Source organism: Stutzerimonas sp. CXK-1 (assembly GCF_057738225.1).
In genome coordinates this window covers 2918965-2943464 of record NZ_CM173217.1, presented here as the reverse complement: position 1 = coordinate 2943464, position 24500 = coordinate 2918965, and the positions used below count along the sequence as shown (strand labels likewise).

The following is a 24500-nucleotide window of genomic DNA, read 5'->3' as shown; positions in this document are numbered from 1 at the left end:
CTCCGTGGGCCGCAGGACGGCGCGGCGTATCGGCGCCGTCCGGGCGGTAATGTCGATGTGGTTGGAACGGGGCAGCCTGCCGAGTGGCAGGTTGCCATAACAGACCGCTGCCGACGCGCAAGGTGCCAGGTTTTGCCGGGCAGGTCACCGCCGTGGCGGGCCATTCCCTTCCGTGCGCAGGCGGGCTATAAGCCTGGCCATGAACAAGCCGCTACTGCTTCAGCAGATCATCGCCACGCTCGAGGCCGACCGCGAAGTCGCCCGCGCCGTGCTGGCCGCAACCCATGAGGCCGCCACCCACGCCGAGAGCAAGGCCGAGAACAAGTACGACACCCGTGGCCTGGAAGCGGCCTACCTGGCCGACGGCCAGCGCCGCAGGCTGCACGAAATCGAGACCGCACTGGCGGCCTATCGCAAGCTGCAGCCGGGCGCTGCCGACGCAGGCCGCGTGCGGGTCGGCGCGCTGCTCTGCCTCGAGCACGACGCCGGGGAACGCTGGTTCTTCCTCGGCCCCGACGGCGCCGGGCTGAAACTGCGGCACGAGGGCCAGGAGATACTGGTGATCTCGCCGCGCTCGCCGTTGGGTCAGGCACTGCTCGGGCGCCAGGAGGGCGACGAGGTGGAGCTGCGCGTCAACGGCCGGCTGCAGCGCTACGAGGTGCTGGAAGTTCGCTAGAGCGGACGCCGCTCAGGCGCGTTCGGCGAACCGCTGCACCACGACGCTGCCGGTGATGTCGCCCTGCACGTTCACCGCCGTGCGGACGGTGTCGAGCAGGCGGTCGATCGGCAGCAGGATGGCGATCGCCTCGGCCGGCAGGCCGACCGCCTGCAGCACCATGACCATGGTCACCATGCCGGCGCTGGGAATGCCTGGCGCACCGGTCGAGGCGATCATCGCAGTGAAGAACACCACCGCCTGCTGCCCCAGGCTCAGCTCGACGCCCACCAGGTTGGCGACGAACAGCGCGGCGGCCGCCTCATAGAGCGCGGTGCCGTCCATGTTCATGGTTGCGCCCAACGGCAGGACGAAGCCGGCATAGCGCTTGTCGACCTTGAGGTTCTCCTCGGCGCAGCGGATCGAGACCGGCAACGTCGCCGAACTCGAGCTGGTGGCGAAGGCGGTGATCACTGCATCGCGCGCGCCACGCCAGAACCACAGCGGCGAGCGGCCGGTGGTCAGGTAGAGGATCAGCGGCAGCACCACCGCGCCATGGAACAATGTGGTGCCGAACACCAGCACGATGAAGCCGCCGACCGCCGAAAGCAGCGCGACGTCCTGCTCGGCCACCAGGCGGATCAGCAGCGCGAGAATGCCCAGCGGCGCCAGGCGCATGATCCAACCGACGATGCGCAGCAGCATTTCGAGAAACTCCTGCAGCACCTGCAGGATATTGCGGTAGCGCTCGCCGCCGGCGACCAGGGCAACGCCAACGAACAGGGCGAACACCACGACGGCCAGCACGCTGCCTTCGGCAAAGGCGGTGAAGGGGTTCTGGAACAGGTTGGCGAAGAAGTGCTGGAAGAACTCCGGCAGGGTCAGCTGGCGTGCCTCGAAAGCCGCCATCTGCTCGGCGAACAGGTCAAGCGACAGGCCGGCTCCGGGCTTGAAGAGGTTTGCCGCAGTCAGCGAGACGAGCATCGCCGCGCCGGTGGTCAGGGTGAAGTAGAGCAGGGCGGTGATCCACACCCGGTGCACCTGGTGGTGCTGTTGCAGGCTGGCCACGCCCACCGCGATGGAGGTGAACACCAGCGGGATCAGCACCATCTTCAGCATGCCGATGAAGACGCTGGAAACCAGCCCGGCGGCGTACAGGGTGCCCTCGCGTAGCGCAGCGTCCTCAGGCAGCGCACCGGTCAGCCAGCCGAGCAGCAGGCCGAGACAGGCGGCGACGAGAATTTGCACGTTAAGGCTGGGCATAGTGGAGTCCTTGTTGTTTTTGCATTCGTGCTGCTGAGCAGACCGGCCGTGCCGCGGTCGGGTTCGCCAGCAGGCAGCATGATAGCCGCCTCGATCACGGCGTTGGCATGCCCGGGCGAGGCGGGCTGCCCGCTGCGGCGGACGAAAAAAGGCCCGGCGGGTTTCCCTGCCGGGCCTGTCAGGCATCGTGCTGGCCGCCGCTTCAGCGCTCGGCGTCCGCGGTGCGCCTGAGCAGTACGCCGACTACCCGGCGATCCTTCACCTCGGTCACGTGCAGGCGCCAGTCGGCATGCTCGAGACGGTCGCCGATTACCGGCAGGCGGTCGAGCAGGCTCATCACCAGGCCGGCCAGGGTCTGGTAATCGTCGCTAGCGGTCGCCCGGAAGCCCAGCCGTTCGCGCAACACGGCGAGGTTGACGGCGCCATTGACGCGGTAGCCGCCCTCGACGGGTTCGATGTCCGGGCCGTCCATTTCGCTGGCGTCCGGCAGCTCGCCGGCAATGGCCTCGAGAATGTCGGTCAGGGTCACCAGCCCCTCGAAACCACCGAACTCGTTGACGATGAACGCCACGTGCGTAGAGGCCTGGCGCATCTGCTCCAGGGCACTGAGCACGGTGCAGCTTTCCGGCAGGTTGATCGGCGTGCGTACCAGCGGTTCGATCTGCGGCAGTTGGCCGTCGAGCAGGTCGCGCAGCAGCTCCTTCTTGTGCACGTAGCCAAGCGGCTCGTCCGGGGTGGCATCACGAAACACCACCAGGCGCGAGTGCGGCGAGTTGAGCAATGCCTGGTGAACCCGCTCGGCGCTGTCGTCGAGGCTGAAGCGGTCGACCTGCATGCGGTCGGTCATCACCGTGCGGATCGACTGCTCGGCCAGGCTCAGCACGCCGCTGATCATCACCCGCTCGCGGCGGTTGAACGGCGTGCCCCCATCGCCGCCAGGCTCGATCAGGTCGGCGATCTCGTCGTCCACTTCGTCGGCCGCCAGCTTGCCGCCCAGCAGACGCAGCACAGCGTGAGCGGTGCGTTCGCGCAGCGGGCGGGTGCCCTGCAGGCTGCGCTTGCGCCGCGAGCGTGCCAGCTGGTTGAAGAACTCGATGGCGATGGAGAAGCCAATGGCCGCGTACAGGTAACCCTTGGGGATGTGATAGCCCAGGCCTTCGGCCGTGAGGCTGAAGCCGATCATCATCAGAAAGCCCAGGCAGAGCATGATCACCGTTGGCCGGGCATTGACGAAGGCGGTCAGCGGCTTGCTCGCCAGCAGCATCAGCGTCATGGAGATGACCACGGCGATCATCATCACCGCCAGGTGTTCGACCATGCCGACGGCGGTGATCACCGCATCCAGCGAGAACACCGCGTCGAGCACGATGATCTGCGCCACCACCGGCCAGAAGCGTGCATAGGTCCGGCTGCCGCTGTGCTGATGGCTGCGTCCTTCCAGCCGCTCGTGCAGTTCCAGGGTCGCCTTGGTCAGCAGGAACAGGCCGCCGCCGAGCATGATCAGGTCGCGGCCGGAGAAGCTCTTGCCGAAGAGTTCGACCAGCGGTTCGGTGAGCGTCACCAGCCAGGCGATGCTCGCCAGCAGACACAGACGCATGACCAGCGCCAGGCTCAGGCCGATGACCCGTGCGCGGTCGCGCTGTTCCGGCGGCAGTTTGTCGGCGAGGATGGCGATGAACACCAGGTTGTCGATGCCCAGGACGATTTCCAGGACGATGAGCGTGAGCAGGCCCAGCCAGGCCGTGGGGTCAGCAATCCATTCCATGGCCGGTGTCTCGTCTGTTCAGGGCAGGGCGCGCGTGCTGGCACGGCAGGGAAGTGTGGCGGCAGCGCAGGGACGGCTGGCCACCGGGAGCCGCGTTCGCCAGGGCCGGCGAACGCGGCGGGGTACAGGGGATGTTCATGGAGTCCTTTGAGAGTTGAAAGACGCTGCCAGCTTAAGCACCGATGTGGCCGGCGTCAGCGCGGGATTGGTTACCGGGATTTTCAGTGCATGGCTGTCTCTGCCCCGGGGTCTCGGATAGCCTTGGGGCAGATCGTGGAGGGCTAGCCGATGAGCAGCATCGACCAGGACATCGAGCGCCGGATCGCGCAGCAGGTCGCCGACTGGCAGCGTGGTGTCCGTAACCGCGGCGCGCCGCTGGAAATCGACAGTGCCTGGCTGCAGACGCCGCCCGGCCTGCGGCTGCCGTTTCAGGTGCTCAAGAGTGCCGGCATCCCGCCGCGCGAAGTCGAATTGCTCGCTGAGCGTGCTCGCCTGCGCGAACGGCTTGAGCAATGCGCGGAGGGCGTCGAGCGGGAAGGGCTGCGCCAGCGGCTCGGCGAGCTCGAGCAACACCTGGCGTTTCGCCTGGAGGCGCTGGCGCGTTTGGGCAAGACTTGAACGAAAGACATCACGGGAGGAGACATCGGTGGCTACGGCACGGATAGGTTTCGTATCGGCCGCCCTGCTGGCGGCAGCGGTGGCGTTTGCCGGCTGGTCGGTTGGGCAGGGCGTGGAGCGGTTCCGCATGGCCGACCGTTCGGTGACGGTCAAGGGCCTGGCGGAGATGGACGTCAAGAGCGACTTCGCCATCTGGGCCCTGGGCTTTCGCCGCGCAGGCAACGAGTTCGCCGAGGTACAGCGGCGACTGGCCGAGGACCGCGAGCAGGTGGTGGCGTTCCTGCGTGAGCAGGGGTTCGCCGCGGCAGAGATCGAGGTCCGCCCGCTACAGGTGCAGGACCTGCTGGCGCGCGAATGGGGGGCGCAGGACGTGGCGCTGCGCTTCAACGGCCAGGGCCAGGTCGTGGTCAAGACCGAGCGGGTCGAAGCGGTGGCGCAGGCGGCGAATGCGGTCGATCCGCTGATTCTCGCTGGCGTGCAGCTGGATACCGAGGCCAACGGTCAGGTCGGGCCGCGCTATCAGCTGCGCGGCTTCAACGAACTCAAGCCGGTGCTGCTCGAGCAGGCGACCGGAAATGCGCGCGAGCAGGCCACGCGCTTCGCCGCTGATGCAGGCGCCAGGCTGGGGCAGCTGAAGAATGCGAACCAGGGCGTGATCCGGGTGATCGATGACGACGGCAGCGACATGGAGACCGGCCGAACCATCGGCAAACGCCTGCGCGTGGTCAGTACCTTCGAATACGCGCTGGATTGAGCGACGTTTCGGATCGCCGGGGGCCGAACGATCGCCGGCCGGCGGCATTATGCCAGCATGCTGGCAATCGGCTATATTTTCGCTTTCCCTGACTGCGCAGCAGGTGCCCGGTGTTCAGCCCGTCGTCCAAAGGCTCCGCTTCCGGTTCGTCCGTTTCCCGGCGGGCGTTCTTTCCGCGCTTCATCGGCCTGGGCGTCGGCTTCTTCTGCGTCGCCGCGGTATTCGCCGAGGCGCCGGGCACACCGCTCTGGCTGTGGTCGCTGCTGATCGCCTTCTGCTACCTGTGGCCGGTGCTGGCCTTGTGGATCGGCCGCCGCTCGGCAGACCCGATGAAGGCCGAGCGCCGCCACGTGCTGTTCGATTCGGTGATGGGCGGCTTCTGGATCGCGGCGATCGACTTCAACACCCTGCCGGCAGTGGTGATGTTCTCGATGCTGGCCATGAACAATTCGGCCGCCGGCGGCGCGCGGTTCGTCGCCCGCGGACTGCTGGCCCAGGCCGGCGGGATGCTGTTGGCATTCGCGCTGCTGGGCTTCGGCTTTGCGCCGCACACCAGCCAGCTGCAGATCTACGCCTGTATTCCCATGCTGGTGGTTCATCCACTGGTTATCGGCACGGTGCTCTACCGTCTGGCGATGCAACTGGCGCAGCACAAGCAGAGCCTGCGTGAGCTGAGCCGGATCGATGGGCTGACTGGCCTGTTCAACCGGCGCTATTGGGACGACCTGCTGCGTCTGGAGTTCGCCCAGCGTCAGGCCGATGGAGGCGCTGCCAGCCTGGCACTGATCGACGTCGATCACTTCAAGGGCATCAACGACCGCCACGGGCATGTGCTCGGCGACCTTGTCCTGCGCCAGGTCGGCCAGTGCATCGAACGCAACCTGCGTGCAGCGGACCTGCCGGCGCGCTACGGCGGTGACGAATTCTGCATTCTGCTGCCCGGCGTGACCACCGATCAGGCAGTGGAAATCCTGGCGCGGCTGCGCCACGAGATCGCCGCGCTGGCGTTCGCCTCCGCGCCGCAGCTGTCGGCCAGCCTCAGCGTGGGTGTGGCCGCGTTCGACCCCAGCATGGGTTCGGCGACGGACTGGCTCGAAGCGGCCGACCGGGCGCTGTATTCGGCGAAACACCAGGGCCGCGACCGGATCTGCGTCGAGCGCGAACTGCCGTTGCCCGAGGCATTGCCGACGGCCTGCTGAGCGCCGCTCAGCGCACTTCGTCCAGGCGGGCAAGCAGCGCCTGGGTATCGACCGCACCCATCATCCTGGCCGCCAACAGTGGCGTCGCGCCGCCGGCGTCCCGGGCCTGCGGATCGGCGCCACGGGCCAGCAACCGCTCGACGATTGCGCTGCGGTTGAACATCGCGGCGATCATCAGCGCGGTGCGTCCGTCGGGCGAGGCACCTTCGACATCGGCGCCGTGGTCGAGCAGCAATTCGATCATCGGCAGATCGCCCTTGAAGGCCGCACCGGCCAGCGGCGTTTGCCCCCGGGCGTTACGCAGCTCGGCATCCGCGCCGCGTTCGAGCAACAGCCGCGCGGTGTCGAGGTGGCCGTGATAGCTGGCCAGCATCAGCAGGCTGTCGCCGGCATGGTTGCGCAGATTGGCTGGCAGGCCGCCGGCGAGCAGCTCACCAAGGCGCGCGCTGTCGCCCGTACGGGCGTAGTCGAACACCCGGGCAGCAAATGCAAGGGTGGCATCGTCGAGTATCGGGGTTGGCTGGGTCGGTTCGGGCATCGCGCGTTCCTGGTCTGCAGAAGCAATGCGGGGATTCTCGCAGAGCCCTCGCGGCAGGCCAGTTCATGCTCGCTATGCGTTCGATAGGGCAGCTGCATCGCGGCAGCATGCCGGGTACGACTGTGGCAGTATGCGCGCTCTGCAGGCGGGGGAAGAGGCGACATGAAGGCCGAAGACCTTGAACGGCTGGTCACCCAGGCCATGCCGTTCGGCAAGTACAAGGGACGGGTCATCGCCGATCTGCCAGGGCATTACCTGAACTGGTTCGCCCGCGTCGGTTTTCCTCCCGGCGACATCGGACGGCTCCTGGCCTTGATGCAGGAGATCGACCACAACGGGCTCAAGCCCTTGCTCGAGCCGCTGCGTCGGCGCTGATCACGGCTGCTGCGCCTTGGCCGCTTCCAGCGCCGGGGCGGCGTAGATGCCGATCTCCACAGCCAGTTGCAGGGCGCGCTCGAGGTCCTGGCGGTAGACCAGCACCGCTTGCAGCTCGTCATCCAGCGGTTCGCTGAAATCCACCAGCACGTAGCCGCCTTTCTCCGGGTAGAGGCTGCCGAGCTGGACCTGGATACGGTTCAGCGCTTTCAGTGGTTCGGTTTTCGCCAGTTGCTTGGGTTTGAGAACGAACGCGACGCTCGGGCCGAACGAGGCGACGACCTGGGCGAACAGCTGCTCGTAATCGTCGGCCTGGAACAGCACGGTATCGGGCAGGCTGCCGACCACGACCCACTCGCCCAGCGGAATCGGAAAGCTGTCGTCGTAGTTCACATCCGGGTTGGCCGCCAGAAACGCGGCCGGGTCGGCGTAGGCCTGGGCGGCCTCGTCGGCGATACGCTGGATCTCGGCTTCGGTCATGCAGCCGGAGCTGATCAGGCGGATCAGCTCTGCCAGTTGTTCGTTCATTGCGGGCTCCTGTGCTCGGGGCGCGCAGCATAGCGCAAGGCAGGTGGACACGCGGCAACCGTTTGCAGATGCCCCGTGGGGTATATAAGTGCTTTTTAGAACGGAAAGTTCTATCGTTATTCGTTTTCTTCCTGGGGCCGGTTCTTCGTGCTACCTTCGCCAAAGCTGCGACAAGTGGACGCAGGCCTGCGAGCCGTCTGCCGATGGGCAGCGACTGCCAATAACTCGAAACAAGCTGATGAGGTCTCTCATGAGAATCACCGAAAGCCTCCTGGCTGGGACCTGCGCATTGCTGCTGGCAATGCAGGCCCAGGCAGCCGACGGGCAGAAGATCTATGCGCAGGGAGGCGCCAATCCGGCCGCCATGGCATGCGCCACCTGCCACGGGCCGAATGCGGAGGGCATGGCGGCCGGTGGCTTCCCGCGGCTGGCGGGTCTGCCGGCCGGCTATCTGCAAAAGCAACTGGAGGATTTCCGCAGCGGTGCGCGCAGCAACCCGATCATGCAGCCGATCGCGGCAGCGTTGAGCGCGGAGGAAATGCAGGCGGTGAGCCAGACCCTGGCCGCCAAGCCGGCCGTTGCGCCTGCCCAGGCGAGCCGTGCCGACGCCGCCGAGGGCGTCGGTGCGCGCCTGGCCCTGCGCGGAGCCTGGGCGCGCAACATCCCCGAGTGCGTGTCCTGCCACGGTCCGGGCGGCAGTGGGGTCGGTGACAGCTTCCCAGCGCTGAACGGCCAGTCGGCGGCCTATCTGAGCGCGCAGCTCAACGCCTGGCGGCAGGGGACGCGCAAGAACGATCCGAACGACCTGATGGGGCATGTCGCCCGCTCGCTGACCGACGCGGAAGTCACCGCCGTATCGGAATACTTCGCCAACCTCAGCCAGTAGGAGCCGACCACCATGAAACGCTTCACTCCCGCACTGCTGGCATTGTCGGTTGCCGTGCCGGCCATCGCCGCCGACATCAAGATGGACGACCAGTCCCAGCTCACGCCCAAGGCCACCGGCCAGGTTGGCTTCCAGCCGCCATTGGAAGGCGATCTGCCGGACAATGCGTACGGCAAGCTGGTCCAGGAAGGCCGGGCCATCTTCGTCGACACGCAGAAATATGCCGCCGACTACGTGGGTAACGGCATGAACTGCACCAACTGCCACCTCGATCAGGGCCGCAAGGCCAACTCGGCGCCGCTCTGGGGCGCCTATCCGATGTATCCGGCGTATCGAAAGAAGAACAACAAGGTCAACAGCTACGCCGAGCGGGTGCAGGGCTGCTTCCAGTTCAGCATGAACGGCAAGCCGCCAGCTGCCGACAGCCATGTGATCAACGCCCTGACGGCCTACTCCTACTGGTTGTCGACTGGCGCACCGACCGGCCAGGAGCTGCCCGGCCGAGCCTATCCGGAGGTGCCGCAACCCAAGGGCGGCTACGACATCGCCAAGGGGCGCGAGGTCTATGCGGCGCAGTGCGCGGTCTGCCACGGCGACGACGGCCAGGGCCAGAAGGCCGGTGACGGCTATGTCTTCCCGCCGCTGTGGGGCCGCGACTCGTTCAACTGGGGCGCCGGCATGCACCGGATCAACACCGCGGCGGCCTTCATCAAGGAAAACATGCCGCTCGGCAAGGGCCGCACGCTGAGCGACGAGGAGGCGTGGAACGTCGCCGCCTTCATGAACAGCCACGAGCGCCCGCAGGATCCGCGCCTGATCGATGGCTCGGTTGCCAAGACGCGCGAAAAATACCATGCCAACGATGGCGTCAACCTCTACGGCGTGGAGGTGAGCGGCGTGCTGCTCGGCCAGGGCATCAAGTGACCCCTGGCCAATAGCCTGCCAAACCGGGAGCGTCGTTCGACGCTCCTTTCATTTTCAGACCGCCCGGTCACCATTCGTCGTGAGAAAACCCTCAGCAAAGCGTGCAAGGTTGCGGTTTCTTTACGATTTTCATGCACAATAGCCACCACAACAGGCGCATGCATGAACCCCGTCGGCCGCGCGGCCGCGCCGTTCCGGCGTCACTACGATCAGCCAATTCCAGAGGAGCGACCGTGTACGACGTCGTGATCAGCGGTACCGGCCTTTACACCCCTGCCCACAGCATTTCCAACGAAGAGCTGGTGGCCTCCTTCAACACCTTCGTCCAGCGTCACAATGCCGAGAACGCCGCGGCCATCGAGGCCGGCGAGATGCAGCCGCTGGCCGAGTCGAGCGCGGCCTTCATCGAGAAAGCCTCAGGCATCAAAAGCCGCTTCGTCACTGACAAGGACGGCATTCTCGACCCGCAGCGCATGGTTCCGCGCATCGCCGAGCGCAGCAACGACCAGTGGTCGATCCTATGCGAGATGTCGGTCAAGGCCGCCGAGCAGGCGCTGGCCCGCGCCGGCAAGACCGCGGCGGATATCGACGGGGTGATCGTCGCCTGCTCGAACCTGCAGCGCGCCTATCCGGCGATCGCCATCGAGGTGCAGGCGGCGCTGGGGATCAAGGGCTTCGGCTTCGACATGAACGTCGCCTGCTCTTCGGCGACATTCGGTATCCAGAACGCCGCCAACAGCATTCGCCTGGGGCAGGCGCGCGCGGTGCTGATGGTCAATCCGGAGATCTGCACAGGGCACATGAACTTCCGTGATCGCGACAGCCACTTCATCTTTGGTGACGCCTGCACCGCCGTCGTGCTCGAGCGCGCTGACCTGGCGACGTCGCCTTACCAGTGGGAAGTGCTCAGCAGCAAGCTGGCGACCGAGTTCTCCAACAACATCCGCAACAACTTCGGCTTTCTCAACCGCGCCGCAGAGGAACACAAGGACGACCCGGACAAGCTGTTCATCCAGGAAGGCCGCAAGGTGTTCAAGGAAGTCTGCCCGATGGTGGCCGAGCTGATCGGTGAGCACCTGGCCGAGAACGGCCTGCCGGTCGAGTCGGTCAAGCGCTTCTGGCTGCATCAGGCCAACCTGAACATGAACCAGCTGATCGTACGCCGCCTGCTCGGCCGCGATGCGACGGCCGATGAAGCGCCGGTGATCCTCGATACCTACGCCAACACCAGTTCGGCGGGCTCGGTGATCGCCTTCCACAAACACCAGGACGACCTGCCGGCCGGCTCCGTTGGCGTGCTGAGCTCCTTCGGTGCCGGTTATTCGATCGGCAGCGTCATTCTGCGCAAGCGCTGATCAGGCGACTGACGGCGGCTCAGCCCGCCGTCAACTCACGCATCCGTGCCAGCACGGCGTTCATGCCGTTACTGCGCGAAGGCGACAGTTGGCGGCCGAGGCCGAGCCGATCGAACCAGTCGGACACATCCACCGCCGCCAGCTGGGCGGCCTCCAGTCCGTTGACCCGGTCCAGCAGCACGGCCAGCAGGCCGCGCAGCAACCGTGCATCGCTGGTCGCGCGGAACTGCCAGCATCCTTCATGCCGTTCGCCGACCAGCCAGACCTGGCTTTCGCAGCCAGCCACCCGGTTGGCTTCGCTGCGCTCGTCATCCGCCAGCGGCGCCAGGCGTTCGCCGCGCTGCATCAGTAGGCGGGCACGCTGTTCCCAGCTGCCGGCCCGGGCGAAGTCGGCGAGGGTTTCTCTGGCGGCGGTCGGCAATTCGTTCATTGCAGCAGCTCCAGGGCGGCATCCAGCGCCGTGAACAGGCGCTGCAGATCGCTCTCGTCGTTGTACAGACCAAGGGACGCGCGGATCGCACCGCCGAGCCCGAGCGTCTTCATCAGCGGCATAGCGCAGTGGTTGCCGCTGCGCACCGCGATGCCCTGCTCGACGAGCAGGTGCGACAGGTCGGCATGGTGCACCCCCTCGACCACGAAGCTGGCCAGAGCCACCTGCGGCGAGCCGAGCAGGCGTACCCCGCGACGGGCACGCAAGCCGTCGAGCAGCTTGTCATGAAGGGTCTGCTCATGGCTCTGCACTGCGTGGGCGTCCAGCCCGGCGAGGTAATCGAGGCTGGCGCCCAGGGCGATGACGCCGGCGATGGGCGGCGTGCCGGCCTCGAAACCCAGCGGTGCGGCGTGGAATTCGGCCTGTTCGAAATCGGCGACGCGTACCATCTCGCCGCCGAACTGCCAGTGACGAAGCTGTAGCAGCGCCTCGCCGCGGCCGAACAGGGCGCCGACCCCGTCAGGGCCGTACAGCTTGTGCGCGGAAAGTACGTAGAAGTCGCAGGCGAGCGTCTGCAGGTCATGCCGACCGTGGACCACGCCCTGCGCGCCATCGACCACGCTCAGCGCACCGTTCCGGCGCGCCAGTTCGAGCAGCGGTTGCAGCGGCTGCCAACTGCCGAGCACGTTGGACAGCTGGCTGACCGCCAACAGGCGTGTGCGTGGGCCAATCAGCCGCTGTGCGGCGTCCAGGTCGATCCGGCCGTCGGTGTCGAGTGGCAGCACCACGAGCTTCGCCCCGCGGCGCAGCGCCAACTGCTGCCAGGGCAGCAGATTGGCATGGTGCTCCAGGGCGCTGATGACGATTTCGTCGCCGGCGCCGATCAGGTGCTCCAAGCCATAGGCGAGCAGGTTGAGCGCCTCGGTGGCGCCGCGGGTGAAGACGATCTCGGTCGGGCTGCTGGCATTCAGCCATTTGGCGACCTTGATACGGCTATCCTCGAAGGCGCAGGTCGCGCGCTCGGCGGGCTGGTGCTGGGCACGGTGAACGTTGGCGGCACCACAGGTGTAGTAGCCGGCCAGCGCGTCGATCATCGCTTGCGGCTTCTGCGCCGTGGCGGCGCTGTCCAGGTAGACCTGGCCCTGCGACTCCAGAACGGAGAGGGCGGGAAAGTCGGCGCGCCAGGGGGATAGCAGCATTGCGTCAGGGCCTTGGGCGGGGCGCTGGAAGCCACGCGGCTTCGATCATCTCCAGCGCCTGGCCGCCTGGCTTCCTGCGTCGGTTTAGTTGTGCGCGTGCAGCGCTTCGTTCAGTTCGATCGCCGACTTGTGCGTCTTGCACTCCACCGCCCCGGTCTGCGAGTTGCGGCGGAACAGCAGGTCGCTCTGCCCGGCCAGTTCGCGCGCCTTGACCACCTTGACCAGCTGGCCGCTCTCGTCGAGCAGGCTGACCTTGGTACCGGCGGTGATGTACAGCCCGGATTCGACGGTGTTGCGGTCGCCCAGCGGGATGCCGATGCCGGCGTTGGCGCCGATCAGGCAGTTCTCGCCCACCGAGATGACGATGTTGCCGCCGCCGGACAGGGTGCCCATGGTCGAGCAGCCACCGCCCAGGTCCGAGCCCTTGCCGACGAACACGCCGGCCGAAACGCGCCCTTCGATCATGCCGGGGCCGGCGGTGCCAGCGTTGAAGTTGACGAAGCCCTCATGCATCACCGTGGTGCCTTCACCGATGTAGGCGCCGAGGCGAATGCGCGCGCTGTCGGCGATGCGCACACCGGCCGGCACCACGTAGTCGGTCATCTTCGGGAACTTGTCCACGGAGAACACTTCGAGCAGCTCGCCCTTCAGGCGTGCCTCGAGCTGGCGCTCCGGCAGCTCGGCCAGGTCAATGGCGCCCTGGCTGGTCCAGGCGACGTTCGGCAGCAGCGGGAAGATGCCGGTGAGGTTCAGACCGTGCGGCTGGACCAGGCGATGAGACAGCAGGTGCAGCTTGAGATAGGCCTCGGGCGTGGAGCTCAGGGCGGCATCCTGCTCGAGCAGGGTCACGACCAGCGGCCGCTGGGCCTCGGCCAGACGGGTGAGCAGGGCGTGCTGGGCGCTGCAGATCGGCTTGAGTGCGTCGGCCAACTGCGCAGCCTGGTTGATCGTGATGGCGATCGCCTGGTTGCCGCCCTGATAGCCCAGCAGTGGGGCGATGGCCTGTACCAGCTCGGCCTGGGGATTGAGCAGCGGCTGGGCATAGAAGACTTCCAGCCAGGCACCTTCGCGGTTCTGGGTGCCGACACCAAAGGCCAGGCTGAAGAGGGAAGTGGTCATGCGATTGTCCTTGTCATGGCGTGCCAACGGGCACGCGGGGTCAGTTCGAGGTGGCCAGTGCGGCCGCGTAGAGGTCAGGTTTGAAGCCCACCAGGGTCCGGTCACCGAGATCGAGCACCGGCCGCTTGATCATCGAGGGCTGTGCCAGCATCAGCTCGATGGCGCGGGCCTGATCGAGATCGGTCTTCTGCGCTTCGTCGAGCTTGCGGAACGTGGTGCCTGCTCGGTTGAGAACCGTCTGCCAGCCGTGCTCTGCGCACCAGGCCTGCAGGTGTGCCCGGTCGATGCCGGCGCTCTTGTAGTCATGGAAGCTATAGTCGACTCCATGCTCGTCGAGCCAGCTGCGCGCCTTTTTCATGGTGTCGCACGCCTTGATTCCGAACAGCTTGACGGGTCCTGACATGGACGAACTCCAACTCCTGAAAAACCGGGTCGGCGATTATGCCATGCCTGTGCCGAACTGTCGGCTGCGGGCCGGTGCCGCGCCTCAGCGACCGGCCTCGCCGAGCATCTGGTCGAGAGCTTCGACATCTGCTGGGCGGACCACTCGGGCGAGCTCGACGCCGTGCTCGAGCAGGATGTAGGTCGGCCAGAGCTTGACGCGAAAGGAGCGCCCCAGCGGCCGCCCCGGTCCGTCCTCGATCTTCAGGTGGCGCAGGTTGTCCCGCCCGGCCATCGCCTGGGCCAGGAGCGGCTGTGCCGCGCGGCAATGGCCGCACCAGGGCGCGCCGAATTCAAGCAGTGTCGGTCCGTCCAGCAGATCGACGTCGGTACGGCTCGGCTCGGTCAGGGCGTAGGTATCGGTCAGGGCCATCGGCGGGTCTCCGGTGCGGGCTCGTATTGTTGAGAACCTGTCCAGGCGCCGCGGTTCGCGGGCACGCCGAGCGTTTGCGCAGGTTCCGTTGTCCATCGGTTATCTGAAGTGAAGACGAGGTAGGCCATGGCACGTAAACATTTCGAGCATTACGAAGCAATCTCCTCGGCGGTTCCGGCCGGCGATGCGTTCGAGGCGGTCATTGCGATCAAGCGTCGCGACAGCGAAGAGCAGGCCACCGTCTTCCGCCTTACCGAGGGCCGTACCTACGACCTGGCCTCCGAAGCCGACGCGGTCGCCGAGGCGGCGCTGACCAAGGTTCGCGAGGTCAGCGAAGACGGTGAGCTAATCTGGGAAGAGAACGCCATCTGAGACAAGAGGAGGCGAGCGATGAGCGAGCATGACAAGTCATCGGCGGATGTGCTCTATCCACAGCGGCCCCAGCGCGAGGAACCGAGCAAGCCCGATGTCCCCGAGCACATGAAGCCGGAGAACGTCGAGCGCCTGCGCAACTACAACAAGGACGGCATTCCGCCGGGGGTCGCCTGATCGGCGGCCGGCTGCCCGGCCGCGATCGGCTTAGAGACGCTCGATAAAAGCGCGGATGCGCTCGGCGCCTTCGATGCACTCGGCCAGTGGCGCGACCAGTGCCATGCGCACGCGATCGGCGCCCGGATTGAGGCCTTCCACCTCGCGCGACAGATAGGAGCCTGGCACCACAGTGACGTGCTCCTGTTCGAACAGCTCCCGGGTGAAGCGCTGGTCATCGATTGGCGTCTTTGGCCACAGGTAGAAGCCGCCGTCGGGACGGGCCACGTCGAGGACCGGCTCGAGAATCTGCAACACCGCCTCGAACTTGGCGCGATACAGCTCACGGTTGGCGCGCACGTGGATCTCATCGTTCCAGGCGGCGGCGCTGGCCAACTGCACGTGAACCGGCATGGCGCAGCCGTGATAGGTGCGATACAGCAGGAAAGCCTTGAGGATGTCGGCGTCGCCGGCAACGAAACCGGAGCGCAGGCCCGGCAGGTTCGAGCGCTTGGACAGGCTATGGAACACCACGCAGCGCTTGAAGTCGTGCCGGCCGAGCGCGGCGCAGGCGCTGAGCAGGCCGGCCGGCGGGTTGGCTTCGTCGAAATACAGCTCGCTGTAGCATTCGTCTGCGGCGATGACGAAATCGTGCTCATCGGCCAGGGCGATCAGCCGCTTCAGCGTCTCCAGCGGGACCAGCGCCCCGGTCGGATTGCCGGGCGAGCAGAGGAACAGGATCTGGCAGCGCTGCCAGACGTCAGTCGGCACCGCGTCGAAATCCGGGTTGAAACCGTTCTCAGCCAGGCAGGGCAGGTAGTGCGGCTGCGCACCGGCCAGCAGCGCTGCGCCTTCGTAGATCTGGTAGAACGGGTTCGGGCTGACGACCAGACCTTCGTCCGCGCGGTTGACCACGGCCTGGGTGAAGGAAAACAGCGCCTCGCGCGTACCGTTGACCGGCAGCACCTGGCGTGCCGGATCGACCGCGCCGGCGGCCAGGCCGAAGCGGCGCTCGGCCCAGCCGGCGATCGCTTCGCGCAGGGCGAGCAGGCCCAGCGTGGTCGGGTAGACCGCCAGCTGCTCGAGATTGTCGGCCAGCGCGCGGGCGACGAACTCCGGCGAACGGTGCTTGGGTTCGCCAATGGACAGGGCGATGGGGCGCTTGTCCGCTGGAGGCTGGGCACCGGCCAGTAGCGCGCGCAATTTCTCGAACGGGTAGGGTTGCAGCAGATTCAGGGCGTCGTTCATGGTCGCTCGTGGGCAGAGGTCGAAGCGTTTCGCTTCGCTGGAAATCAGTGGTTGCGTGCGGCGCCGAAATAGGCGCAACCGCGCAGCGGCTTGGCATCGTTCAGGCGCAGCTGCGCGCTGAGATGGCTGATCGTCCCGCTGGCGCTGTCGACGCAGCGTTGGGGGGCGATCCAGAGCTCCAGGCGTTGGCCGTCGGCTTCGCTGGTAAAGCTCGCCTGCCCGCCGGGCAGCTGTTCTTCCAGATAGGGCAGCGCCAGGCGAGGCTGGTCGGGGCGCTCCAGCAGCAGACCCTGCGCGTTGAGGGTGACCGTCCAGTCTGGTTCGTGCCCGCTGGCTCGGACCATCAGCTGACGAAAGCCGGGATCAGCGCAGCCGAAGCCTTCGGCCTGCAGGCGATAGACCTGGGTGGCGAGAAAGCGCTCAGGGCCGGTAGAGAGTTCGCCGCGCAGGTCGGCGAACAGAGGGCGACCTTCACTCAGCGCGTCGACATCTTCCTGCAGGCCGAGCTGCTCGGAGGCACGCAATTGCAGGGTGCGAGAGCTCGTGCAGGGCGTGAAATAGAGTTGGCCCGCCTGCTCGGTCAGCATGCCTTGCAAGCGTTCGGTAGGGGGCGGTGGTGGCGACTGTGTCAGCAGCCCCTGGCAGCCGGCGATCAGCGGGACGAACAGGAGCGGCAGGGCGCGAAGGCGGATCATTCAAAACACTCGCGAAGGCGGCTGGCGCAGTAGCTGCGCCACTCAGTTGCCCTTGACCGGCTGGCCGTTGACGCTGCCGTCCTGCAGCATGATCTGGTATTCCTTGCCGTCCTTTTCCACCTGATGCAGGCGGACCAGCAGATAGTCCCAATCCTTGGCGAACCAAAGAATCGTCTGGCGCTTGCTCTGGGTCGGGTCGCGCACGCGCTCGACCTTGATCGCATCGACCTGGCCGACGCGGGTACCGACCTTCTCTTCACCCAGTACGCGGAAGTCGTAGGTTTCGATCTCGTCACCATCGACGACCTGATAGCTCATGCTCTGCTTGCCTTCGGCGACTTCGTGCTGCAGGGCCAGCTGGTAGGTGGATTTGTCCAGCAGCCCGCGGTGCAGCGCCAGTTTCACCGGATCGCCGCGGTCGCTGCCGACGACCTGCTTGGCGGCCCAGTCGAAGGTCTGCTCGACCTTCTTGCCCTTGCCCAGCCCGCTGCGGTTCAGCCGGTAGCTGTCCGGCAGAAATGTCTCGCCCTCGACGCGAAAGGTGCTGCGTTCGCTGAAGCTGGCGACCAGCATCGAGGCCTCGAAGTCCAGACGCCAGCGACCGTCGTCGAGTTTTTCCAGGCTGCGTTCGGCAGTGCCGCTGATGGGGACCTGCTTCCAGTCAGCGGTGTAGCTGGCCGAGAAGGGTTTGAGTTCCAGCGCCTGAACCGGCAAGGCGAGAACGGCGAGGGCGAGCAGCAAGGCGCGACGCATGGGATCTCCTAGGTTCTGTAGCGGTAGCCGGAGGCCGGCAGCAGTTGGCCGTCCAGCATCGCTCCTTGTTCCGCCAGGCGCAAGCGCCCCTCGGCGAACCAGCGAACGGCCAGCGGATAGATGAGGTGTTCCTGTTGATGAACGCGTTCGACGAGCGCGTCGAGGCTTTCCCCTGGGGCGATCGGGACACCGGCCTGCAGGGCGACGGGGCCGCCGTCGAGCTCTTCGGTAACGAAATGCACGCTACAGCCATGCTCGGGATCGCCCGCTTCCAAGGCGCGCCGGTGGGTGTCGAGACCCTTGTGGCGCGGTAGCAGCGAGGGGTGGATATTCAGCAGACGGCCCCGATAGTGGCGCACGAATCCGGCCGTCAGGATGCGCATGAAGCCGGCCAGTACGACGAGGTCGGGGCCGTAGGCATCCACGGCCTCGACCAGTGCCGAATCGAAGGCTTCGCGGTCGGCGTAGTCTCGATGCGAGAGCACGCGGGTTGGAATCCCGGCCGCGCGAGCCCGCTCCAGGCCGTAGGCATCGGCGCGGTTGGAAATTACCGCGACGATGCGCATTGGATTGGTCGGACCCTGGCTGTCGATCAGCGCCTGCAGATTGCTGCCGGAGCCGGAGATCAGGACGACGACGTTACAGGCCATCAGTGGCTTTTCAGGTTGTTCAGCACGACCTGATCGGCGTCTTCGGCGGCTGCGGCGATCCGACCGATGACCCAGGGCTGCTCGCCACTGGTGCGCAGGCTTTGCAGCGCAGCTTCGACCTGATCCTGGGCGACGCAGATGACCATGCCGACGCCGCAGTTGAGTACGCGGTGCATCTCGTGCTCGTCGACGTTGCCCTGCTGTTGCAGCCAGTCGAATACGGCCGGGCGGGTCCAGCTGGCCACGTCAATGACTGCCTGCGCGCCCTCGGGCAGCACGCGCGGGATGTTGTCGAGCAGGCCGCCACCGGTGATGTGGGCCATGGCCTTGACCGCGCCGGTATCCTTGATCAGCTTGAGCAGCGGCTTGACGTAGATACGGGTTGGGGCCATCAGCAACTCGGCCAATGGCTTGCCGTCGAGCTGGATGCTCTCGATGTCGGCGCTGGCCACTTCGATGATCTTGCGGATCAGCGAATAGCCGTTGGAGTGCGGGCCGGAAGAGGGCAGCGCGATCAGGGCGTCGCCGGTGACCACTTTCGAGCCGTCGATGATCTCGCTCTTCTCCACCACACCGACGCAGAAACCGGCCAGGTCGTAGTCCTCGCCCTCGTACATACCGGGCATCTCGGCGGTCTCGCCACCGACCAGCGAGCAGCCGGCCAGCTCGCAACCGGCGCCGATGCCGGTGACCACGGTGGCGGCGACGTCCACGTTGAGCTTGCCGGTGGCGTAGTAGTCGAGGAAGAACAGCGGCTCGGCGCCACAGACCACCAGGTCGTTGACGCACATGGCGACCAGATCCTGGCCGATGCTGTCGTGCTTGTTCAGGTTCAGCGCCAGGCGCAGCTTGGTGCCCACGCCGTCGGTGCCAGAGACCAGCACCGGCTGCTTGTAGCCGGCGGGGATTTCGCACAGGGCACCGAAGCCGCCCAGGCCTCCCATCACTTCGGGACGGGCAGTGCGCTTGGCTACGCCCTTGATGCGCTCGACCAGCGCTTCACCTGCGTCGATGTCGACGCCTGCGTCCTTGTAGCTGAGGGAGGGTTGCTTGCTCATAGAATCCGGGCCTGTGCGGAAGGGGCGATGATCGACCGGTCGGGCGTGGCGCATGGCGCCGACTGGGCCCGTCTGCATTGCCTGCAGCCAGTCTGCGGAAAGCGCGCGATTTTAGCAGGCTTGCCCGGCAGCGGCCATGCTTCATGCACCCGGCTGGGCGGGGCTCGACGCAGCAGGAAAAGCACGCAAGGGCTTGGTTGTCGCGCCGGGGTCGGCTGTTTAAGGTATAGCCCTTCCATCCATGCCAGCGCGCGCTGGCCCGTCGCGAGTATCTCCCATGCGCCTTGTGTCACGCGTCCTAGCTTCCTGTCTCGCCCTGGTCGCGTTATCCGCGTCGGCCGAACCCGTGCAGCAGCTGTATCAGGTGCGCGAGCCGGTCGCCAGCCAGCAGCCGGCCGAACGGAGCCAGGCTCTGCAACGCGCCTTCGACACGCTGCTGCTGCGTTTAACCGGCAGCACCGAGGCGCTGGAGAAGCCAGCGGTTGCGGCATTGCGCAACGATCCGCAGCAGTTGGTCAGTAAATACGGCTACGAGAACGACCGCCTGGTCGTCGAGTTCGATCCGGCCACCACCGAGCGTCGGCTGCGCGAGGCGGGTGTGTCGTTATGGGGTTTCGACCGGCCACTGGTGTTGACCTGGTGGCTCGATGAGACACCTGAGGGCTCGCAGCTGGTGGCGGGCGGGCAGGGCGCCGTCCAGGAGCTGCAGGATGCTGCGCAGCATCGCGGTCTGCCGCTGATGCTGCCGATTGCCGACCTCGGCGAGCAGTTGATGGCCACCCCCGAAGCCTTCGCTGGCAAGGCGCTCGAGGCCGTGCGGGAACCCTCGGAGCGCTACGATGCCGATGTCGTGCTGGCGGTGCATGCCAAACAGACCGACACCGGCTGGCAGGCCGACTGGGCGTTGGCCCAGGACGGGGCGAGCAGCTCGGGCGAGGCGAAGGGGGACAGCCGCGCGGCCGTGGCGGATGCGGTGATGCTGGCGGTTGCCCGCTATCTCGCACCGCATTATGTAGTCGCAGCTGGCGCCGCGGAGGAGCTGACGCTGGAAGTGCTTGGCGCCGATGTGTCGCGGTTCGCCGAACTCGAGCGGCTGCTCCAGCCGTTCTCGGCGCGGCTGGTCGAGGTGGCCGACGATCGGCTGATCTACCGGCTCAGGGCTTCGCCGGATCAACTTCGCGCACAGATGGCCCTGGCACGTCTGAGCGAGGTGCCGGCCGATGAGCTGCCGTCAGAGCCCGCGGTATCGCCTGATGCAGTTGGCGACGGTGCTGCCGAGGGCTCACAGACGGGCGAGCCTGCGCCTGCCGCGGCTGGTCCGGCGCCCGGCACGGTGTTGCGCTTTCGCTGAGGTGCAGCCGCCTCGTTGGCGCTGCTGGAATCTGACTGACCGGAGCCAAGGATGACGATCGCTTCTTCGAACCGCTGGTTGTGGCTGGCGGTGCTTTTGCTGTGTGGCGTACTGATCTATCTGCTCTCGCCGATTCTCTCGCCGTTTCTGGTGGGCATGTTGCTGGCGTATCTGGGTGACCCCCTCGTCGATCGCCTCGAGCGCTGGAGATTTTCGCGCACCTGGGGTGTCATTGCCGTGTTCGCGCTGTTCAGTCTGCTGCTGCTGGTGTTGTTGTTGGTGCTGCTGCCGATGCTGGGCAAGCAGCTGGTGCGCCTCTACGAACTGACGCCGCAGGCGCTGGATTGGCTGCAGCACGATGCACTGCCCTGGGTGCAGGTGCAGATGGGGCTGGAAGCCGACTTCTGGCGCTTCGACCAGCTGAAGGCTGCGCTGTCCGGGCACCTGGGCAGTACCACCGACCTTGTCAGTGGCATCCTCAGCCGTGCGACTGCTTCCAGCCTGGCGCTGCTGGCCTGGCTCGGCAACCTGCTGCTGATTCCGGTGGTGTGCTTTTACCTGCTGCGCGACTGGGACCACATCATGGCCAGGTTGCGCAGCCTGCTGCCGCGCCGGCAGGAGCCGGTGATCGTCGCCCTGTTGGGCGAGTGTCATGAGGTCATCGGGGCGTTTCTGCGCGGGCAGTTGCTGGTGATGCTGGCGCTCGCGGTGGTCTATGCGGTGGGGCTGATGCTGGTCGGGCTGGAACTTGGCCTGCTGATCGGCGTGCTGGCCGGGCTGGCGAGCATCGTGCCCTACATGGGCTTCGTGGTCGGCATCGGTGCGGCGGTGGTGGCCGCGCTGTTCCAGTTCGGGCTCGAGCCATATCCGCTGTTGGGTGTCGCCGCGGTCTTCACGGTTGGGCAGATGCTCGAAGGCATGCTGCTCACCCCCTTGCTGGTGGGTGACCGAATCGGCCTGCATCCGGTAGCGGTCATCTTCGCGGTGCTCGCCGGGGGCCAGCTGTTCGGCTTCGTCGGCGTCCTGCTTGCCTTGCCGGTGGCCGCGGTGGTTATGGTTGTGCTGCGCCATGTACATGATCTCTATAAACTGTCCGACCTTTACGCAGAGCCCGCCGGGCCACCGGTCGATCCCCATCCATGAAACCTATCCAGCTGCCCCTGGGCGTGCGCCTTCGTGACGATGCCACCTTTGCCAACTTCTATCCGGGTGCCAATGCCGCGGCGCTGGGCTATGTCGAAAGGCTCTGCTCCCCGGCGGCCAGTTGGTCGGATGAGCTGATTTACCTGTGGGGCCGATCCGGTACCGGACGCAGCCATCTGCTGCAGGCAGCTTGCCTGCGTGTCGAGGAGCGCGGTGAGATGGCGGTGTACCTGCCGCTGGGCGAGGTCGCCAGTTATGGGCCGGCATTGCTCGATGGGTTGGAGCAGAGTGATCTGGTCTGCCTCGATGACCTGCAGGCCGTGGCCGGCGATCCGGTCTGGGAAGAGGCACTGTTTCACCTGTTCAACCGATTGCGCGACAGCGGCCGCCGGTTGCTGCTCGCGGCCGATGCGGCGCCGCGTGAGTTGCCGGTTCGCCTGGCCGATCTGCAATCGCGCCTCAGCCTGGCGCTGGTCTTCCAACTGCAACCGCTCTCGGACGAGGACAAGTTGCGCGCCCTGCAACTACGAGCATCACGACGCGGCCTGAACCTGCCGGACGACGTCGGCCGCTTCATTCTCACCCGTGGCGCGCGCAGCATGAGCGCCCTGTTCGAGCTGCTCGACCAGCTCGACCAGGCCTCGCTGCAGGCCCAGCGCAAGCTGACGATTCCCTTTCTCAAAGAGACATTGGGTTGGTAACGCGCCGCACCGGGACCGAGCGGGCGGGACGGATGGACCGATGAGGCGAGAGAGATGATCCGCAGTGCCAACGACGACGACACGCAGGCCATCCTGGATATCTGGCTGGCGGCCTCCATTGCCGCGCACGATTTCGTTCCGGCTGAGTTCTGGCGTGCCCGGCTCGATGACATGCGCACGCGCTATCTGCCCGCTTCGCAGGTGTTCGTCTATGAGCAGGAAGGGCGTGTGGTCGGCTTCCATGCGCCCAGCGGCCATACGCTGGCGGCCTTGTTCGTTCAGCCTGAGTGGCAGGGGCGGGGCATCGGCACGGCGCTGCTGAACCATGCCAGGCGCCTGCGTGGCGAGCTGACGCTATCGGTCTATCTGACCAACCAGCCCAGCGTACAGTTCTACCTGGCGCAGGGCTTCGAGACGGTGTGCCAGCGGGTCGATGCACACACCGGGCAGCTTGAGTGGCTCATGCGCGCGAGGCCGATCGACTAGGTCGGGCGGCGCACAGGCCTGGCGCCGCGAAGCAGCGCCAGGCTCGCGGTCAGCTTTCCCCAGCCAGCCGACGGTCCAATTGCGACTTCCAGCGTGTATACAGCAGAGCGCTGCAGAACAGTACGAGGCTGACCAGCGCCTCGGCCCAGCCATACAGGCTGCGCGCCGGGTCGAAGGCTGCCAGCACACCGCGGATGAAGTACAAGTTGACCACGAAGCACAGCCAGGCATGTGCGCGTGCGTGGCCGAGCAGCACGCCCGGCGCGACGATCAGCAGCGGGATCAGGAGGATGCTAAGCACCACCCATGTCCGCGCGCCGTGCAGGTCGGCGAACACCCCGTTCCAGATGCCGACCAACAGAAACAACGCCAGGTAGCTGAGCAGGCTGACCGCGCGGACGACACGGACCCGGGGCTCGAGCCACGCTTGCGCGGGCAGCGGCTTGTTCTTTCTAGCCACGTGACGTCTCCAGCATGCTTGCGGTACGGGCCAGGCGTTCGCCAAGTGCCCGGCACAGGGTGATTTCGTGTTCGTCCAGCGGCCGCTTGCCGTCGGCGCCGGCGAAATGGCTGGCGCCATAGGGCGTGCCGCCACCGCGCGTTTCCAGCAATGCGCTTTCGCTATACGGCAGGCCCATCAGCAACATGCCGTGGTGCAGCAATGGCAGCAGCATGGAAAGCAGGGTGCTTTCCTGTCCGCCGTGCAGGCTCGAGGTCGAGGTGAACACGGCGCCCGGCTTGCCGACCAGTTCGCCGGTCAGCCAGAGGTTGCTGGTGCCGTCGAGAAAGTATTTGAGCGGTGCGGCCATATTGCCGAAACGGGTCGGGCTACCGAGCGCCAGGCCAGCGCAGTGACGCAGGTCATCCTGGGTGACGTACAGCGCTCCGCTGTCCGGAATTGCCGGCGCGACCGCTTCGCATTCGGTAGATACGGCCGGTACGGTGCGCAAACGCGCCTCCAGGCCGGCACGCTCGACGCCGCGAGCGATCTGCCGTGCCATTTCGGCCGTCGCCCCGTGGCGGCTGTAGTACAGCACCAGAATGTAGGGCGCGCTCATGCCAGCAACTCCAGCACCTTTTCCGGCGGCCGGCCGATCACAGCCTTGTCACCGGCGATCAGGATCGGCCGCTCGATCAGCCGTGGATGGCGGGCCATGGCTGCGATGATCTGCGCGTCGGTCAATGCCGTGTCGGCGAGACCAAGGCTCTGGTATTCCTCTTCGCCTGTACGCAGCAGTTGCCGAGCCGAGAAGCCGAGCTTGGCCAGAAGCGCATGCAGCTCGGCTTCGCTCGGCGGCGTGTCCAGATAGCGCACGATGGTGGGCTCCATGCCGCGCGCCTGGAGCAGCTCGAGCGCGCCGCGCGATTTCGAGCAGCGCGGATTGTGGTAGAGGATCAGATCGGTCATTTCGGTTGCGTCCGGCCGGTGAGGGCGGCCATTCTAACCTCCACCGGGCGGCGTGCC

Annotated in this window: 31 protein-coding genes; 14 read left to right on the top strand and 17 right to left on the bottom strand. The window is 66.4% G+C overall.

Features of this window, described 5'->3' with window-relative positions:
• Positions 1–199 precede the first annotated feature (199 nt).
• The gene (locus AC0KXH_RS13950) at positions 200–676 is read left to right on the top strand and encodes a GreA/GreB family elongation factor (protein ID WP_312199238.1); all 477 of its coding nucleotides are present in this window, start codon (positions 200–202) and stop codon (positions 674–676) included.
• A 12-nt stretch (positions 677–688) separates the two neighbouring features.
• Here the strand turns inward: AC0KXH_RS13950 and AC0KXH_RS13945 are convergent, their stop codons facing one another.
• Positions 689–1918: a dicarboxylate/amino acid:cation symporter gene (locus AC0KXH_RS13945; protein ID WP_278471285.1), complete on the bottom strand. Its 1230-nt coding sequence runs from the start codon at positions 1916–1918 to the stop codon at positions 689–691.
• 202 nt (positions 1919–2120) lie between these two features.
• Entirely contained in the window at positions 2121–3683 is a 1563-nt protein-coding gene (locus tag AC0KXH_RS13940) for a TerC family protein (RefSeq protein WP_041106665.1), read from the bottom strand.
• 288 nt (positions 3684–3971) lie between these two features.
• Between AC0KXH_RS13940 and AC0KXH_RS13935 the strand changes: the two genes are divergently transcribed.
• The 3 genes from AC0KXH_RS13935 to AC0KXH_RS13925 all read left to right on the top strand — a co-directional run bounded on the left by AC0KXH_RS13935 (position 3972) and on the right by AC0KXH_RS13925 (position 6254).
• Complete coding sequence (locus AC0KXH_RS13935) at positions 3972–4301, top strand: DUF1992 domain-containing protein (protein WP_200629071.1); 330 nt, start codon at positions 3972–3974, stop codon at positions 4299–4301.
• A 28-nt stretch (positions 4302–4329) separates the two neighbouring features.
• Positions 4330–5055 carry an SIMPL domain-containing protein gene (locus AC0KXH_RS13930; protein ID WP_488223568.1) on the top strand — a complete coding sequence of 242 codons (726 nt, stop codon included), beginning with the start codon at positions 4330–4332 and terminating at the stop codon, positions 5053–5055.
• Positions 5056–5165: 110 nt separating this feature from the next.
• A complete protein-coding gene (locus AC0KXH_RS13925) occupies positions 5166–6254 on the top strand; it encodes a diguanylate cyclase (protein ID WP_404717719.1) in 1089 nt (362 codons plus the stop codon).
• A 7-nt stretch (positions 6255–6261) separates the two neighbouring features.
• On the opposite strand, the gene AC0KXH_RS13920 is transcribed toward AC0KXH_RS13925, so the two are convergent.
• Positions 6262–6792, bottom strand: coding sequence for an ankyrin repeat domain-containing protein (locus AC0KXH_RS13920; RefSeq protein ID WP_488223567.1), 531 nt, complete (start codon positions 6790–6792; stop codon positions 6262–6264).
• A gap of 162 nt (positions 6793–6954) precedes the next feature.
• On the opposite strand from AC0KXH_RS13920, the gene AC0KXH_RS13915 reads away from it, so the two are divergent.
• On the top strand, positions 6955–7167 hold the full coding sequence (locus tag AC0KXH_RS13915; RefSeq protein ID WP_041106655.1) for a DUF3820 family protein: 213 nt from the start codon (positions 6955–6957) through the stop codon (positions 7165–7167).
• On the opposite strand, the gene AC0KXH_RS13910 is transcribed toward AC0KXH_RS13915, so the two are convergent.
• Complete coding sequence (locus AC0KXH_RS13910; RefSeq protein WP_041106653.1) at positions 7168–7695, bottom strand: hypothetical protein; 528 nt, start codon at positions 7693–7695, stop codon at positions 7168–7170.
• A 250-nt stretch (positions 7696–7945) separates the two neighbouring features.
• Here AC0KXH_RS13910 and AC0KXH_RS13905 point away from each other — a divergent pair, with 250 nt between their 5' ends.
• From AC0KXH_RS13905 to AC0KXH_RS13895, 3 genes are all read left to right on the top strand, one after another.
• Complete coding sequence (locus tag AC0KXH_RS13905; protein ID WP_488223566.1) at positions 7946–8581, top strand: c-type cytochrome; 636 nt, start codon at positions 7946–7948, stop codon at positions 8579–8581.
• 12 nt (positions 8582–8593) lie between these two features.
• Positions 8594–9505: a c-type cytochrome gene (locus tag AC0KXH_RS13900; protein WP_312358211.1), complete on the top strand. Its 912-nt coding sequence runs from the start codon at positions 8594–8596 to the stop codon at positions 9503–9505.
• Between the two features lie 233 nt (positions 9506–9738).
• A complete protein-coding gene (locus tag AC0KXH_RS13895; protein ID WP_041110637.1) occupies positions 9739–10860 on the top strand; it encodes a beta-ketoacyl-ACP synthase III in 1122 nt (373 codons plus the stop codon).
• A gap of 19 nt (positions 10861–10879) precedes the next feature.
• On the opposite strand, the gene AC0KXH_RS13890 is transcribed toward AC0KXH_RS13895, so the two are convergent.
• The 5 genes from AC0KXH_RS13890 to AC0KXH_RS13870 form a co-directional block, all read right to left on the bottom strand.
• The gene (locus AC0KXH_RS13890; protein WP_428743862.1) at positions 10880–11290 is read right to left on the bottom strand and encodes a SufE family protein; all 411 of its coding nucleotides are present in this window, start codon (positions 11288–11290) and stop codon (positions 10880–10882) included.
• The gene (locus AC0KXH_RS13885; protein WP_488223565.1) at positions 11287–12489 is read right to left on the bottom strand and encodes an aminotransferase class V-fold PLP-dependent enzyme; all 1203 of its coding nucleotides are present in this window, start codon (positions 12487–12489) and stop codon (positions 11287–11289) included. Before AC0KXH_RS13885 ends, AC0KXH_RS13890 begins: the two co-directional genes overlap by 4 nt.
• A gap of 84 nt (positions 12490–12573) precedes the next feature.
• On the bottom strand, positions 12574–13608 hold the full coding sequence (dapD, locus tag AC0KXH_RS13880; RefSeq protein ID WP_041110643.1) for a 2,3,4,5-tetrahydropyridine-2,6-dicarboxylate N-succinyltransferase: 1035 nt from the start codon (positions 13606–13608) through the stop codon (positions 12574–12576).
• Between the two features lie 40 nt (positions 13609–13648).
• Positions 13649–14011: an ArsC family reductase gene (locus AC0KXH_RS13875; RefSeq protein WP_061341132.1), complete on the bottom strand. Its 363-nt coding sequence runs from the start codon at positions 14009–14011 to the stop codon at positions 13649–13651.
• 84 nt (positions 14012–14095) lie between these two features.
• Positions 14096–14422 (bottom strand): thioredoxin family protein, encoded by a 327-nt coding sequence (locus AC0KXH_RS13870; RefSeq protein ID WP_043221296.1) that lies wholly within the window; start codon positions 14420–14422, stop codon positions 14096–14098.
• A 126-nt stretch (positions 14423–14548) separates the two neighbouring features.
• Here AC0KXH_RS13870 and AC0KXH_RS13865 point away from each other — a divergent pair, with 126 nt between their 5' ends.
• Both AC0KXH_RS13865 and AC0KXH_RS13860 read left to right on the top strand, forming a co-directional pair.
• The gene (locus AC0KXH_RS13865; RefSeq protein WP_041110649.1) at positions 14549–14794 is read left to right on the top strand and encodes a hypothetical protein; all 246 of its coding nucleotides are present in this window, start codon (positions 14549–14551) and stop codon (positions 14792–14794) included.
• Positions 14795–14812: 18 nt separating this feature from the next.
• Entirely contained in the window at positions 14813–14971 is a 159-nt protein-coding gene (locus AC0KXH_RS13860) for a hypothetical protein (RefSeq protein ID WP_158002205.1), read from the top strand.
• A 30-nt stretch (positions 14972–15001) separates the two neighbouring features.
• Here the strand turns inward: AC0KXH_RS13860 and dapC are convergent, their stop codons facing one another.
• The 5 genes from dapC to purM are packed head-to-tail and all read right to left on the bottom strand — an operon-like array spanning position 15002 to position 19354.
• Positions 15002–16198 (bottom strand): succinyldiaminopimelate transaminase, encoded by a 1197-nt coding sequence (gene dapC / locus AC0KXH_RS13855; RefSeq protein ID WP_488223564.1) that lies wholly within the window; start codon positions 16196–16198, stop codon positions 15002–15004.
• A 44-nt stretch (positions 16199–16242) separates the two neighbouring features.
• On the bottom strand, positions 16243–16893 hold the full coding sequence (locus tag AC0KXH_RS13850) for a COG3650 family protein (RefSeq protein WP_428743866.1): 651 nt from the start codon (positions 16891–16893) through the stop codon (positions 16243–16245).
• Between the two features lie 42 nt (positions 16894–16935).
• On the bottom strand, positions 16936–17646 hold the full coding sequence (locus tag AC0KXH_RS13845; protein ID WP_041110655.1) for a DUF3108 domain-containing protein: 711 nt from the start codon (positions 17644–17646) through the stop codon (positions 16936–16938).
• A gap of 8 nt (positions 17647–17654) precedes the next feature.
• On the bottom strand, positions 17655–18296 hold the full coding sequence (purN, locus tag AC0KXH_RS13840) for a phosphoribosylglycinamide formyltransferase (protein WP_061341129.1): 642 nt from the start codon (positions 18294–18296) through the stop codon (positions 17655–17657).
• The gene (gene purM, locus AC0KXH_RS13835; RefSeq protein WP_165562996.1) at positions 18296–19354 is read right to left on the bottom strand and encodes a phosphoribosylformylglycinamidine cyclo-ligase; all 1059 of its coding nucleotides are present in this window, start codon (positions 19352–19354) and stop codon (positions 18296–18298) included. Before purM ends, purN begins: the two co-directional genes overlap by 1 nt.
• A 277-nt stretch (positions 19355–19631) precedes the next feature.
• Here purM and AC0KXH_RS13830 point away from each other — a divergent pair, with 277 nt between their 5' ends.
• Genes AC0KXH_RS13830 through AC0KXH_RS13815 form a run of 4 tightly spaced genes read left to right on the top strand, consistent with a single transcriptional unit; the run spans position 19632 to position 23035 of the window.
• Positions 19632–20705 carry a DUF2066 domain-containing protein gene (locus AC0KXH_RS13830; RefSeq protein WP_488223563.1) on the top strand — a complete coding sequence of 358 codons (1074 nt, stop codon included), beginning with the start codon at positions 19632–19634 and terminating at the stop codon, positions 20703–20705.
• A 51-nt stretch (positions 20706–20756) separates the two neighbouring features.
• Entirely contained in the window at positions 20757–21848 is a 1092-nt protein-coding gene (locus AC0KXH_RS13825; protein ID WP_041110662.1) for an AI-2E family transporter, read from the top strand.
• Positions 21845–22549: a DnaA regulatory inactivator Hda gene (gene hda, locus AC0KXH_RS13820; protein ID WP_041110664.1), complete on the top strand. Its 705-nt coding sequence runs from the start codon at positions 21845–21847 to the stop codon at positions 22547–22549. The genes AC0KXH_RS13825 and hda overlap by 4 nt, the downstream gene beginning before the upstream one ends.
• 54 nt (positions 22550–22603) lie before the next feature.
• A complete protein-coding gene (locus AC0KXH_RS13815; protein WP_488223562.1) occupies positions 22604–23035 on the top strand; it encodes a GNAT family N-acetyltransferase in 432 nt (143 codons plus the stop codon).
• A 49-nt stretch (positions 23036–23084) separates the two neighbouring features.
• Here AC0KXH_RS13815 and AC0KXH_RS13810 read toward each other — a convergent pair whose 3' ends face one another.
• Genes AC0KXH_RS13810 through arsC form a run of 3 tightly spaced genes read right to left on the bottom strand, consistent with a single transcriptional unit; the run spans position 23085 to position 24443 of the window.
• On the bottom strand, positions 23085–23495 hold the full coding sequence (locus AC0KXH_RS13810; protein ID WP_041110668.1) for a DUF2069 domain-containing protein: 411 nt from the start codon (positions 23493–23495) through the stop codon (positions 23085–23087).
• On the bottom strand, positions 23488–24093 hold the full coding sequence (gene wrbA, locus AC0KXH_RS13805) for an NAD(P)H:quinone oxidoreductase (protein WP_043221275.1): 606 nt from the start codon (positions 24091–24093) through the stop codon (positions 23488–23490). The genes AC0KXH_RS13810 and wrbA overlap by 8 nt, the downstream gene beginning before the upstream one ends.
• Complete coding sequence (gene arsC / locus AC0KXH_RS13800) at positions 24090–24443, bottom strand: arsenate reductase (glutaredoxin) (protein ID WP_041110671.1); 354 nt, start codon at positions 24441–24443, stop codon at positions 24090–24092. Before arsC ends, wrbA begins: the two co-directional genes overlap by 4 nt.
• Positions 24444–24500: the final 57 nt, after the last annotated feature.